Source organism: Streptomyces sp. NBC_01142, assembly GCF_026341125.1.
Classification (GTDB): Bacteria; Actinomycetota; Actinomycetes; order Streptomycetales; family Streptomycetaceae; genus Streptomyces.
In genome coordinates, this window is sequence record NZ_JAPEOR010000001.1 from 1,123,003 (window position 1) to 1,136,429 (window position 13,427).

Here is a 13,427-nt window from a genome sequence, read left to right on the forward strand (position 1 = left end):
TGCCGGGCCTCAGTCCAGCCAGCCCCGCAGCGTCGCCTGCGCCCCCGCCTGGAAGCGCGTCTCCGCGCCCAGCGTCTCCAGTAATTGGCTGATTCTGCGTCGCGCCGTGTGCACATGGACGCCCAGCCGGCGGGCGATCGCCTCGTCCTTGAGGCCCGCCGCGAGCAGGCCGAGGAGTTCCTTCTGGGGCTTGGGCAGCGCGCCGCGGCCGGCGCCCGAGCCGCCCAGTGGGGTCGCCCGGTCCCACACCGTCTCGAACAGCGGCACCAGCGCGTTGCGCAGCAGCGCGTCGCCTATCACCAGCGCCGTGGCCGTCGGGTCCGCCGCGTCGGTCGGCGGGAGCAGGGTGATCCGGCGGTCCACGGCGATCAGCTTCGTGGGGACGGCAACCGCGGCCCGCGCCCGCAGGCCCCGCTCGACCAGACCGGTCAGCGAGTGGATCCGGCCCGGATAGGCGAGCCCGTCCCGGTCCAGGACGGCCCGCACCTTCACCCCCCGCTCCAGCAGCGCCTCGATGTCCAGGCCGGGGGTGCGGGAGCTGCCGTCCCCGGGCCTGCCCTTCACATACGGCGGGCGGTCCAGGATCGCCACCTCGCGCTCCGCCGACGCCAGCAGATACTCCGCCCGTTCGGCGATCGCCCGCGGTCCGGTCACCACCTCGATACCGTCCTCCGCGGCGCAGGGCGAGCCGGACATCAGCCGCCCCGCGAGCCGGTCCGCGCTCATCCGTAATCGCTCCAACTCCGCCGACCGCAGGTGCAGTTCGGCCTGACGGCGGTGGATGAGCGTACGGATGGCGGCGGCGGGCGCGGCCGGATGCGGCAGCCCGCCCTCATGCGCCGGCAGCGCGAGTCCGTGCTCGACCAGATGACCGAGCGCCCTCTCGAGCCGCTCCCTCGGCAGCCCCAGTAAGCACGCCAACTCCTCGGCCCCGGCGGCCCGTTCCTTGAGCAGTGCCTCGTAAGTGCGTTCCTCGGCCTCCCCCAGGCCGAGGGTCTGCAATGCCCCCTCGCTCATGTCCCGGATTCTCACTCTGTCTTCACGAGACACACAAGTGGGCATGTCCACTTGTCAACGCGCTGGCCACATTGATCGGTTGGCGTCCCGCCGGGTTGCATGGTCATGACCACCCGTACGGCTGACCAGCACGTAGGAGGGGTACGTCTGTGCGCAAGCTCAGGACAGGCACACGGAGATCGGGCACAACCAGGGGGACCGGTCTCGCCGCACTGCTCGGCGCGGCCGGGCTGCTGCTGACCGCGGTACCGGCCCAGGCGGTCACCCCGCCGGCCACCAACGCACCGCCTGCCGACGTCATTCCGGGGGCGAAGACGGCCACCCCGTCGCTCGTCGACGGCATCCGCGAGGCGGCGGACGCCAAGGCGAGCCCGGCGGACGCCGCCCGCGGTCATCTCGACGCCAAGGAGAGCCGCTACAGGATTGCCGATGCACGGCGTGATCTCGCGCCGATGCAGACGGTCAAACGCGGCGCGGAAGAGACCGTACGGCTCCAGCAGAAGCACCGTGGCATCCCGGTGTTCGGCGGCCAGTACGTCGTACGGATGGAGTCCAAGGGCGGCAAGCGCGTCGTCACCGGCACCTCGGGGAAGTACTTCACCGGTCTGAAGACCGGCACCGAGGCGACGGTCAGCGAGGAGACCGCGGTACGGCGCGCGGTCGCGGCCACCGCCGCACGCCTCGGCCACAAGACGCTGTCCAAGGCCGACGCCATCCCCGCCGAGGGGGCCAAGTCCGCGAAGGCGGCCGCGCTCAGCGCCACCGCGGGCGGCCTTGTGGTGATCCCGCGCGGCGAGGGCATCCTCGCCCGTCAGGTGACCGTACGCGGTACGCACCCCACCACCGGCGAACCCGTGCTCCAGCACGTCTACATCGACGCGCGGGCCGGCTATCCGGTGCTGCAGTTCAGCGGCATCAAGACGATCACCGCGAAGAAGGCCGCGGCGTCCGGCACGGCTGCCCCTCAGGCTCCCGAGGCCGCCCGGGCGGCCGAGGCGGACCCTGCCGTCGGCGTCAAGGGCTCCGGCGTCAGGCTCGACGGCAGCACGGTCGGTCTCGATCTCTACCTCGACACCACCCGCGAGCAGTACACGATGATCGACTACTCGCGGATGGGGGAGACCAGCAAGAACACCCTCACCACCTGGGACGCCCGCGGCCGCGACGTCAGCGAGGTGGCCGGCACCTGGCCGGGCGGACTGAAGGAATTCAGCCACCCGGAGAAGGAGTTCGGCAAGGACGCCACCGAGTCGGGTGCCGTCGACGCGCACTGGGCCGCCGGAAAGGTCTACGACTACTACAAGCAGAACCACGGCCGCGACAGCCTCGACGGCCGCGGCGGGACGGTCAACTCACTCGTCGGAGTGACCGAGTTCGGCTCGCCGTACGTCAACGCCTTCTGGGACGGCCAGAAGATGGTGTACGGCAGCGGCAACGACGAGTTCAAGCCGCTCTCCGCCGACCTCGACGTGGTGGCCCACGAGATGACCCACGGCGTCGTCGAGAACACCGCCAACCTCGTCTACGCCGGCCAGTCGGGCGCGCTCAACGAGGCGATCGCCGACTACTTCGGCAACGCCATCGACACCACCGCGTCCGGCGTCTCCATGGACGACCCGGACTCCGGTCTGATCGGCGAGGACCTCTGCCGTACGACAAAGCCCCGCGACTGCGCCTTCCGCAATATGAACGACGGCGCGTCCACCTCGAAGAACTTCCTGGGCGTCGCCTTCGGCACCGACAACGGCGGGGTGCACCTCAACTCCACGGTCTTCTCCGGCGCGCTGTGGGACCTGCGCCAGGACGTGGGCGGCGAGCTCGCCGACAAGATCGTGTACAAGGCGCTGGCCGAGTACATGACGCCGCTCGACGGCTTCACCGACGGCCGCAACGCCGTGCTCGCGGCGGCCAAGGACCTCGGCGCCAGTGCGAAGCAGCTGAACGTGGTCAAGCGCTCCTTCAACGCCCACGGCATCGTGCCGGGCTGGGAGGACGCCCTCGGCGTCGACTCCGACCAGCTGCTGGGCAAGGTCAACACCTCCGGCACCGGAGTGCAGGCCGGCGGCGGCTGGTGGGCGGCCTCGCAGTCCAACGACTCGGGCTCCGAGCCGTACTCCGTCTACGCGGGCCGTGCGGACGGCAAGGGCAGTCCGAAGCTGATCAGCCCCAACGACGGCCGTTACCACGTCTACCCGGCCACCGACGGCAAGACGGTCGTCTGGGCCGCGTACGGCACCACCAGCCTCGACATCCTCTCCCGCCCGCTCGCGGGCGGACCGATCAAGAAGCTGTACACCTCGTCCAGCGACATCGGCGGTCTGCGGGTCGAGAACGGCGTGGTCGTCTTCGAGACGTTCGGCATCTTCGGCGACCGGCACGTCAGCTATCTGCGCCCGGGCGACGTCCGGCCCACCTATGTGGACGGCGGCGACTGGCGGGTGCTCACCGCCCTTCCCTCGGTCAAGAACGGGAAGCTCGCGTACGCCAAGCTGTACCCGAGCGCGGACGCGTACAAGCTGGGTGTCGAGGTCTTCGACCTCAAGACCGGCAAGGCCACGCTCACGCAGCAGCTCGGTGACCCCCAGACCCTCGGGCAGACGGGCATCAACTCCACACACGTCTTCGCGCTGGTGGACGAGAACCTGAACGACGCGGGCCAGATGGCGGTACGCCGCACGGGCCTGGACGGCGCGGGCACGGTGGACATCGGCGCCGAGGCCAAGCCGGGCGCGCTGATCGCCCTGGACCTCACCGTCTCCGAGGACGCGGTCACCGTGAACAGCACGCTGCCCGACACGGCGTTCCGGAACGAGTCGCTGCCGAAGCTGTGGCAGCTGACCACGGACGGCTCGCGACAGGAGCGGGTCTCCTGCAACCGGGGCGAGCAGATCTCCCCGGCAGCGGTCTCCGGCAAGCAGGTTGTCTGGATCGACGGTACGACGGGCTGGACCGACCTGGTCACCCGTGACCGCCCGGCCGGCCTCTGCGGCTAAACAGTGTGGACCCCCGGCGCCTGTTGCGCCGGGGGTTCCGGTTGCCCGGGGACCGGCCCCCGGGACGACACAGCACAATGGATGCCGTGAACGTACAACGCGAGGACCAGGGCCAGGACCGGGACCAGGACCGGGACCGGGGCCAGGACCTGCAGGGCGACTGCGGGAGCTGCTTCGGGCTGTGCTGTGCCGCACTGCCCTTCTCCCGTTCGGCGGACTTCGCGATCGACAAGGATGCCGGAACGCCGTGCTCGAACCTGCGGACGGACTTCCGCTGCGGCATTCACACCCGGCTGAGGGAGAGCGGCTTTTCCGGCTGCACCGTGTACGACTGTTTCGGCGCGGGCCAGAAGGTCTCGCAGGTCACCTTCGGTGGCACGGACTGGCGGCAGGCGCCGGACACGGCACAGCAGATGTTCGCGGTGTTCCCCGTCGTACGGCAGCTCCACGAGCTGCTCCGGTATCTGGCCGAGGCGCTGACGCTGAAGTCCGCCCGCTCGCTCCACGCGGAGCTGCGCCGGGCGCTCGACGAGACCGAGCGCCTCACCCTGAGCACCCCCGACGTCCTCGTGAAGCTGGATGTGTCCGCGCACCGGCAGGAGGTCAGTGCGCTGCTGCTCCGTACGAGCGAACTGGTACGGGCCGAGGCCGGGCGCAAGAAGAAGGACCGCAGGGGAGCCGACCTCATGGGCGCGCGGCTGCGGGGCGCGGACCTGCGGGGTGCCAATCTGCGGGGTGCGTATCTCATCGCCGCCGACCTCACCGGCGCCGATCTGCGGCTGGCCGACCTGATCGGGGCCGACCTCAGGGACGCCGCCCTGGCGGGCGCCGATCTGACCGGGAGCATCTTTCTCACCCAGCCCCAGGTGAACGCGGCGAAGGGCGACGCCGGCACCAGGCTGCCGCCCGGTCTGACCCGCCCCGCGCACTGGGAGTGAGGCGCAGGGCGCGGGGCAAGTGGCGTCGCGGTGATGATCAGCCGTTGGCGAGGGCCACGACGCGGTCGTACGCGCCGTTGAACCTGTCGTGGTCGCCGACGTCCGGGCCCGACGAGGTGTACTGCCACATCGTGTGGATCGCCCAGCCGGCCGGGAGCGTGCCCGGGGAGGTGTTGTAACGGGGGATCCACAGCGGGTTGGTCGAGCCGAAGCCGGCGTAGTCGTCGGTGCACTCGGTCCACCAGCTGGTGGCGGTGTAGATGACCGCGTCGCGCCCGGTGCGCTCCCTGTAGCGGTTCAGGAAGTCGTCGATCCAGCCGACCATCGCGGACGGACTCTTGCCGTAGCAGGCGTCGCCGTACGGGTTCCACTCCATGTCGAGCGCGCCGGGCAGCGTCTTGCCGTCGGGGGACCAGCCGCCGCCGTTGTCCACGAAGTAGTCGGCCTGCGCGGTGCCGGACGCCGTGTCGGGGGTGGCGAAGTGGTAGCTGCCGCGGATCATGCCGATGTCGAACGAGCCGTCGTACTGCTGGGTGAAGTACGGGTTCTTGTAGTAGGTGCCTTCGGTGGCCTTGACGTAGGCCCACTTCACGCCGCTGGTCCACAGGGCCGGCCAGTCGACGTTGCCCTGATGGCTGGAGACGTCGACGCCTTCTGTCTGGACGGCGCGGGTCTCGCGCGGCAGCGGGCCCTGGCCGTCGTGGGCGATGACGCCCATGCCCAGGTGTGCCGAGCCGCGCGGGGGAGTGTCGGCGCTGTCGGCAGCGTTCGCCGCGCCGGGGAGAGTGAGGAGGGACAGGACTGCGAGGAGGGTGCCGGCTGCCGTGAGGCGAGAGGGGCCGGTCGTTCCGGATCTGTGCACGGGCATAGCGTGCCTCCGAAGACCTCATTGGGGGGGATATGACGATATTTCGACATGTCGTGGCGGATCGCATGGCGTGGACATGTCGGTAATGAAGCGACGCACGGAGAACTGTGGTGCCAAAGAGGGGCGGGGTGCCGCCGTTGGTCTACGCCTGCGAAATACTGGCCGAGCCGCGGCAATGGATGCCGCCGAAACAGACTTTCAGGATCCGGAAAGCGCGCGAGGGGTGCTGACGTGCACAAAAGCAGTACGGGGAGTGAAGCGGACCCTGCGGGCGGGAGCGGTGTGGATCTCGAATTCCTGGCGCTGGAAAGGGAGTTGGCCGTCTTTCTGCGCCGCGCCAGAGCGTCCTCGGGAGAGATGGCGCGCGAGGTCCACCCCGAGCTGGAGCCCGCCGCGTACGGCCTGCTCGTACGGCTGGAGGAAGCCGGACAGCAGCGGGCCACCGAGCTCGCCGGCTACTTCGGTGTCGGCAAGGCGACGATGAGCCGCCAGCTGCGCGCCCTGGACGAGCTCGGCCTGGTGGCCCGCGAACCCGATCCGGCCGACGGGCGCGCTTCACTCGTCCGGCTCACCGACGAGGGTCGCGCGCGCTTCCGCCGGGTGCGGGACGCACGCCGCGACCGCTATGTGCGCAAGCTGGCCGGCTGGGACCGCGGCGAGATCGCGGAACTGGCCCGGCTGCTGCACCAGCTGAACAAGCGCGCAGAGAGCTAGCAGAGCAGAGAGCTGGCAGCGAGCTGGTCGGGGGCGGCTGAGGAGGAGCGGGAGGCGGAGGGGGACCGGAGGGGTCAGAGCTCCGCGAAGACCGCCGCGGCGTCGTCGTGCAGCTTCCAGCGGATGACAGGCGTGCGCTCCACCGCCGACTTCTCCAGCGCCCTGACCCGGTCGATCAGCCCCTGCGGCCCCTCCTTGCGGAGCAGGGCGAGGCACTCGGTCCAGCTGCCCTCCGCGAACATGTCGACCCAGCGGGACGCGCCGTCGGTGAGAGCGGCCACGGCACGCACCTGCGAACGGGGCGTGCTGCCCGTCACCGCGCGGACCGCCACCCCCGGATCGGCGGCGGCGGTGAAGAAGCCGCCCTCCGCATTGCGCAGGGCGTCCGCCGAGGCGTGCGTACGCAGTGCCTCGCGGGGCAGCCGGTCGATCCGGTCGTCCAGTACCGCCCGCACCTTCCCGTCCGGCGACTCCAGCAGCAGCGTCGAATCGGAGAGCACCAGATACTCCACCTCCTCCGAAGCCGCGCCCGGCACCTCCCCCGAAGCTGTGCCCGAAGCCGCGCCCCAGCGCACCATGACCACCGTCGCCTGAGGCGTACGCACGTGAGAAAGGTCACAGGTGATCCGGTGGGTGTCCGCGGTGCGTCGGATTGCCTCGGCAAGGATCTCGGCAAGCGCCAGATCGCGTCGCGAAACGGACAGTTCGACCAGCGCGCCGCCCAGCCGGGCGGTGAACCAGGGGACCCCGTGCACACAGCCGTCCTCCCCCTGAGGGGGCGTCACCCCGTCCAGGACAACGACTGTCCCACCCTGGCCGGATGCGGGCAGGGTCACGGACACCCAGTCCTCATTGGGGCGTTCGGGGGAGCCGGGGGTGGTGGCCAGTTCGATACGCATGAGGCCCAGTCTGCATGAGTCCTCATGACTTCTTCACGGGGCCCGCATACGTGTAATTGGACCGTACCGGCAGGTCAGAGCATTTTCCGGAGGTTGGAACGGATGGCTCCGTCAAGCTGCGGGCGCGCATCCTGCCAAAGCCCGGGCGGAAGTTCCAGCCGACCTTCCGTACGGCGGCGAATTGATCGCCGAGAGAAGTTGTTTGCCAACTCCTGAGTGATGTTCACTCGTTCGGGTGGCGGAGCGGCCGATGCGCGCCTCCCTCCCAATAGCGCTGGAATGGTCGGAAGCCATACCAGGGGTGGGGCTCTCGCGTGTGACCGGTCGTCATCTCTGCTTCATGGGTGGACGAGTCAAGCAAGATTGCGAGCACCGGTGCAGAAGAAGCGGCCTCGGAGCAATGGCGGCAGGCCCTCCGGAACCCCGGGCGACTCCCCCGCTCAGGCTCGGGACATTTCGCCCGCCCAGGAGGCGGGGGACCGGCCCACGGGCGGCGGTCGTACCGTACGCGTACGCAACCGTCTGGTCGCCGGTGTCGCCTTCGTCGGCCTTGTCGTCGTCGCGGCCGGCACCCCCGGCATCCTCGCCACCTCCGGCGAACTGAGCGACTCCCAGCAGCTGGTCACCCTCGCCGGGCTCAACCGCCAGGCCGTCACCCTGGCCCACTCCCTCGCCGACGAGCGCGACGAGGTCACCGCGTACATAGCGGCCGGCCGCGACGAGCAGAAGGGCGACAAGGACGACCGGCGCAAGATCTCCGGCAGCCTCAGCGCCCGCGTCGACCGGCAGATCGACGAGATCCGCGGAAGCGTCACCGGCGACCACGCCGAGCTGCGCCACCGCCTCGCCGCCGTCCCCTCCGTCCGCCGTACCGCCCTCACCGGCAAGGGCACGGCGATGGAGACCTACCGGGCGTACACCGACATCATCGGGGATCTGCACACCCTCGCCGACGAGCTCGCCGAGAAGACCCCGCCGCGCGCCGCCGACGCAACCCGCGCGCCCGCCGCCCTCGGTCTCGCCGTCGAGCAGGCCTCCGCCACCCGCGGGCTGCTGCTCGCCGCACTCTCCGTGCCCAGCAAGGAGAGCGTCCCGACGTTCGACCCCATCACCGGCCTGCCCGTGCAGGCCGAGGAGGACGACAACGGCACGGACGCCCGTACGCGCAACGCGCTGAGCGCCGCGGCTCAGCAGTCCCGGGTGCGCGAGATGGCCGCGCTCGCCGACTTCGACCAGGCCGCGGGCAAGGACGCCCGCGACTCGCTGGCCGCCACGGTCTCCGGGCCCGAGGTCAAGACCGCCGAGCGCTCCCTCGCCCGCCTCACCGACCAGCCCGAACTCTCCACTGCCGACCGCAAGTCCGACCCCGAGAAGCTCGAGGCCGCGCTCTCCGCCCGCATCGAGCAGATGCGGGGCGTCGAGTCCTCCCTCGCCTCCGGCCAGGTCCAGCGGTTCGAGCAGCTGCGCGACGACGACGTCACCGCGCTGGAGGTGCGGATCGCGCTGCTCGGCGGCTGTCTGATCGTCGCCATCGGCGTCTCCGCCGCCGTCGCCCGTACGCTCACCCGCCCGCTCGCCGTCCTGCGGATAGGCGCGGCCCGGCTCGCAGCGGCCCCCGAGATGGAGGAGCCGGTCCGCTTCACCGGCCGCAACGACGAGTTCGCCCAGGTCGTACGGTCCCTGAACACCCTGCACGGCAAGCTGCGGGACCTCGGCGTGCGCGCCGAGAGCCTGGAGGGCGAGCGTGACGACCTGGCCGGCGCCCGTGACGCACTGGCCGCCGAACTGTCCGCGGGACGCGCCGAGCTCCAGCAGCGCACCGACGAGCTCACCACCCAGCTGGAGCGGCTGCACCACACCGTCCACCACACCTTCGTCAATCTCTCGCTGCGCACGCTCGGCCTCGTCGAGCGGCAGCTGGGCGTCATCGAGAAGCTGGAGGAGCGCGAACAGGACCCGGAGCGCCTCGCCACCCTGTTCAAGCTCGACCACATGGCCACGGTCATGCGCCGGCACAGCGAGAACCTGCTGGTGCTGGCGGGCGCGGAGCACGGGCACGGGCATGTCGGCCCGGTCCCGCTCGTCGACGTACTGCGTGCCGCCGTCAGCGAGATCGAGCGGTACGAGCGGGTGGTCATCCAGTCCCTGCCGCCGCACACCCAGGTCGCCGGGTTCGCCGCGGACGACCTCAGCCATCTGATCGCCGAACTTCTGGAGAACGCCACCTCCTTCTCGCCGCCGGACGCTCAGGTCGAGCTGTCGGGCTGGCTGCTGGAGAGCGGTGAGGTGATGCTCTCCGTACAGGACACGGGCATCGGGATGACCTCCGGGCGCATCGCCGAGCTCAACGCACTGCTCGAGGACCCGGAGGCGTACGAGACGGAGCCGGGCCGCACGGGCGAGGGACTCGGACTGCGGGTGGCGGCGCTGCTGGCCGCGCGTCATGGCGTACGGATCCAGCTGCGCGAGCAGACGCAGGGCGGGATCACCGTGGTCGTCGTCCTGTCGAGGGCCCTGCTGCCGGAAGGTCCGCCGGCCGCCGAGCCGCCCACCGTGACGGTGGCGGGGGCGGCGCCCGCGCTGAACCTTCCCGGGTCGGTCGCCGAGGCCAACTCCAATGCGCTGCCGCGCAGCTCGCGGAACGTCGATCCGCTGGTGGTGGCCGCCGAGCAGGCGATCCGCGAGTCGGAGACGGACGCACACGAGCGGACGTTGGACGGCGAGCCGGACGCTGCCGGGGTCGACATCGACCAGGACACCTTCACGATGCGGCTGCCCGAGCAGTCGGCGCCGGAGCCCGAGCTCCAGCCGGAGCCGGAAGCCGAGCCCGAGCCGATGCCCGAGCTCGAGCCCGAGCCGGTCGAGGCCGCCGCCGAAGCCGAAGCCGAAGCCGAAGCCGAAGCCGAGGCCGCCGCCGAGGCCGGTGCCGAAGTGCCCGCGGCCAGGACGGCGAACGCCCCGCCCCAGTGGGAGCGCGTCACCGACAAGGGCCTGCCCAAGCGCACCCCCAAGTCCGCCGCGCCCGCCTCGTCCGCGCCCGCCGAGCGCACCGGCAGCGTCGATGCCGAGGCCCTGCGCCGTAAGCTCGGTGGCTTCCACAAGGGTGCGCAGGACGGCCGCCGCGATGTCGAGGCCGAGATCGAGGAACAGACCGGCGACGCAGGAGCCGATTCAGGGACCCACACACGTACAACAACAGAAGAAGCGGGGGACACAGTCGAGGAGGCACGCAGTTGACTGCGACCGGCACGTTCGGCCTGAGCAGCGAAGCCCGCAATCTGCACTGGTTGTTGAGCAATCTCGTGGAGGAGGTGCCAGGAGCCCGCTCGGTCGCTGTCGTGTCGTCGGACGGACTGCTGCTGCTCTCCTCCGACCCCGCACAGAACGCCGCACCGGCAGCGACCGGCCGCCCGGAGGGCCCCAAAGGCTCCAGCGCGGACCTCGCCACCATCGTCTCCGGCATCGGCAGCCTCACCCTCGGCGCCGCCCGGCTGATGGACGGCGGCGGCGTCAGACAGACGATGGTCGCCATGGAGGAGGGCAGCGTCTTCGTCATGTCGATCAGCGACGGCTCGCTGCTCGGAATGCACACCGCTCCCGACTGCGACATGAGCGTCGTCGCGTACCACATGGCGCTCTTCGTCGGCCGCGCCGGACATGTACTCACCCCCGAACTCCGCAGTGAACTGCGCAAATCGATGGAGAGCACCCAGTGACGCCCGCTTACAAACTGCCGGTGCGCGGAGAGGGCCGCCGCCCTGCCCGGGTCCGCCCGTACTCCCTCACCGGTGGCCGCACCCGCTTCGGCCATGTCCTGCTCGTCGAGACGTTCGTGGCCGCACTCGAAGGCCCCGCGGAGCGCCGGGAGCTGCCGAACGGCACACTCGCCTCGCGCGTCATGCCCGAGCTGCGGGCCATCGTCGAGCTGTGCCGCCGTATGCGTACCGTCGCCGAGATCTCGGCGCTGCTGAAGATGCCGCTGGGTGTCGTACGGGTGCTGCTCAGCGACCTGGCCGACCAGGGAAAGATCCGTGTGTACGGGACCGGGCACGGCGCCGGTCAGCCCGACCGCGCGCTGCTCGAAAGGGTGCTGAGTGGACTCCGCCGCCTCTGACACGCTCCTTGCCCGGCCCTCCTCGCAGCCCGAAGAGGAGTTGCAGAGCTGGCAGTTGGATCATACCCGCGCGCCGACGGCCACCAAGATAGTGGTTGCGGGCGGCTTCGGCGTCGGTAAGACGACCTTCGTCGGGGCGGTCTCCGAGATCACGCCGCTGCAGACCGAGGCGATGATGACGCAGGCGAGCGAGGAGACCGACGATCTCTCCGCGACGCCCGACAAGGTCAGCACGACCGTCGCCATGGACTTCGGCCGGATCACCCTCGACGACGACCTGGTGCTGTACGTCTTCGGGACGCCCGGGCAGCAGCGCTTCTGGTTCATGTGGGACGACCTGGTGCGCGGTGCGATAGGCGCGATAGTCCTTGCCGACACCCGTCGGCTGACGGACTGCTTCCCGGCGCTCGACTACTTCGAGGGCTGCGGGCTGCCGTATATCGTCGCCGTCAACCACTTCGAGGGCACGGAGCTGTTCGAGGCCGAAGACGTGCGGGAGGCCTTGACGGTCCCGCCCCACGTGCCCGTTGTGATCATGGACGCCCGTCACCGGATCACGGTGATCGAGTCGCTGCTTGCGCTGGTCGCCCACGCGCTCGAAGCCACCCCCGAAAATTAGTGAAAGAGACTGCTCGATGCGGAAGATACTCATAGTCGGAGCCGGTCAGTCCGGTCTCCAGCTGGCCCTCGGACTCCAGTCGCAGGGCTACGAGGTCACTCTGATGTCCAACCGCACGGCGGACGAGATCCGGTCCGGCCGGGTCATGTCCACGCAGTGCATGTTCCACACCGCGCTCCAGCACGAGCGCGATCTGGGCATCAATTTCTGGGAGTCCCAGGCTCCGCGCATCGAGGGTCTCGGTGTCTCCGTCGCCGCCCCGGACGCCAGCCGCCCCATCGACTGGGTGGGCAAGCTGGACGGCTACGCCCAGTCCGTCGACCAGCGCCTGAAGATGGCCGGCTGGATGGAGACCTTCGCGCAGCGCGGCGGCCAGCTCGTCATCCACGGCGCGGCCGTCTCCGACCTCGACTACTTCTCCCGTACGTACGACCTGGTGATGGTCTCCGCGGGCAAGGGCGAACTGGTCTCCATGTTCGGCCGGGACGCGTCCCGCTCCCCGTACGCCGAGCCGCAGCGCGCGCTGGCCGTCTCCTACGTCCACGGCCTGGGCCCCCGGCCCGAGCACCCGGAGTACGACGCGGTCCGCTGCAACCTGGTCCCGGGCGTCGGTGAGCTCTTCGTGATGCCGACCGTCACCGTCAGCGGCCGCGCGGACATCCTCTTCTGGGAGGGCATCCCCGGCGGCCCGCTCGATGTCTTCCAGGGCGTCAAGGACCCGGCCGAGCACCTCTCCCTCACGCTGGAGCTGATGGAGAAGTTCATGCCGTGGGAGTACGCGCGCGCCACCAAGGTCGAACTGACCGACGCGGGCGCCACCCTGGCCGGCCGGTACGCCCCCACCGTCCGCAACCCGATCGGCCGCCTCCCCGGCGGCGGCCTGGTCCTCGGTGTCGCCGATGTCGTCGTCGCCAACGACCCCATCACGGGCCAGGGGTCCAACTCGGCGTCCAAGTGCGCCGCGTCGTACCTGTCCTCGATCACCGAGCACGGCGACGCCCCCTTCGACGAGGCGTGGATGAACTCCACCTTCGACCGCTACTGGGACACGGCCCAGCACGTCACCAAGTGGACGAACGCCATGCTCGGCGTTCCGCCGGAGCACGTACTCAACCTGATCGGCGCGGCCGGCCAGCTGCAGCCGGTCGCCGACCGGTTCGCGAACGGCTTCAACAACCCGGCCGACTTCGAGAACTTCTTCTTCGACCCCGAGAAGACGAACGCGTACCTCGCGGAGGTCTCGGGCGCCTGACGCAGTGGGGGCG

At 70.4% G+C, this 13,427-nt stretch carries 11 protein-coding genes; 8 read left to right on the forward strand and 3 right to left on the reverse strand.

The window, feature by feature from the left end; translation table 11 throughout:
* Positions 1-9: 9 nt before the first annotated feature.
* The gene (locus OG883_RS05375; RefSeq protein WP_266535640.1) at positions 10-1,017 is read right to left on the reverse strand and encodes a helix-turn-helix domain-containing protein; all 1,008 of its coding nucleotides are present in this window, start codon (positions 1,015-1,017) and stop codon (positions 10-12) included.
* A gap of 149 nt (positions 1,018-1,166) precedes the next feature.
* Between OG883_RS05375 and OG883_RS05380 the strand changes: the two genes are divergently transcribed.
* Together OG883_RS05380 and OG883_RS05385 are read left to right on the forward strand one after the other, a co-directional pair.
* On the forward strand, positions 1,167-4,010 hold the full coding sequence (locus OG883_RS05380) for a M4 family metallopeptidase (RefSeq protein WP_266535643.1): 2,844 nt from the start codon (positions 1,167-1,169) through the stop codon (positions 4,008-4,010).
* A gap of 86 nt (positions 4,011-4,096) precedes the next feature.
* Entirely contained in the window at positions 4,097-4,948 is an 852-nt protein-coding gene (locus OG883_RS05385; RefSeq protein ID WP_266535645.1) for a pentapeptide repeat-containing protein, read from the forward strand.
* 37 nt (positions 4,949-4,985) lie between these two features.
* On the opposite strand, the gene OG883_RS05390 is transcribed toward OG883_RS05385, so the two are convergent.
* Positions 4,986-5,816: a lysozyme gene (locus OG883_RS05390; protein ID WP_266535646.1), complete on the reverse strand. Its 831-nt coding sequence runs from the start codon at positions 5,814-5,816 to the stop codon at positions 4,986-4,988.
* 231 nt (positions 5,817-6,047) lie between these two features.
* Here OG883_RS05390 and OG883_RS05395 point away from each other — a divergent pair, with 231 nt between their 5' ends.
* Positions 6,048-6,530, forward strand: a complete 483-nt coding sequence (locus tag OG883_RS05395) for a MarR family winged helix-turn-helix transcriptional regulator (RefSeq protein WP_266535648.1) — start codon at positions 6,048-6,050, stop codon at positions 6,528-6,530.
* 74 nt (positions 6,531-6,604) lie between these two features.
* Here the strand turns inward: OG883_RS05395 and OG883_RS05400 are convergent, their stop codons facing one another.
* Entirely contained in the window at positions 6,605-7,429 is an 825-nt protein-coding gene (locus OG883_RS05400) for a hypothetical protein (RefSeq protein WP_266535651.1), read from the reverse strand.
* Positions 7,430-7,804: 375 nt separating this feature from the next.
* Between OG883_RS05400 and OG883_RS05405 the strand changes: the two genes are divergently transcribed.
* From OG883_RS05405 to OG883_RS05425, 5 genes are read left to right on the forward strand one after another with little or no spacing between them, the layout of a single operon-like run.
* Positions 7,805-10,666 (forward strand): nitrate- and nitrite sensing domain-containing protein, encoded by a 2,862-nt coding sequence (locus tag OG883_RS05405; protein WP_266535654.1) that lies wholly within the window; start codon positions 7,805-7,807, stop codon positions 10,664-10,666.
* A complete protein-coding gene (locus OG883_RS05410) occupies positions 10,663-11,145 on the forward strand; it encodes a roadblock/LC7 domain-containing protein (RefSeq protein WP_266535657.1) in 483 nt (160 codons plus the stop codon). Before OG883_RS05405 ends, OG883_RS05410 begins: the two co-directional genes overlap by 4 nt.
* Positions 11,142-11,543, forward strand: coding sequence for a DUF742 domain-containing protein (locus OG883_RS05415; protein WP_266535659.1), 402 nt, complete (start codon positions 11,142-11,144; stop codon positions 11,541-11,543). Before OG883_RS05410 ends, OG883_RS05415 begins: the two co-directional genes overlap by 4 nt.
* Complete coding sequence (locus OG883_RS05420) at positions 11,524-12,162, forward strand: ATP/GTP-binding protein (RefSeq protein WP_266535661.1); 639 nt, start codon at positions 11,524-11,526, stop codon at positions 12,160-12,162. The genes OG883_RS05415 and OG883_RS05420 overlap by 20 nt, the downstream gene beginning before the upstream one ends.
* 16 nt (positions 12,163-12,178) lie before the next feature.
* Positions 12,179-13,414, forward strand: a complete 1,236-nt coding sequence (locus OG883_RS05425) for a styrene monooxygenase/indole monooxygenase family protein (RefSeq protein ID WP_266535664.1) — start codon at positions 12,179-12,181, stop codon at positions 13,412-13,414.
* Positions 13,415-13,427 lie beyond the last annotated feature (13 nt).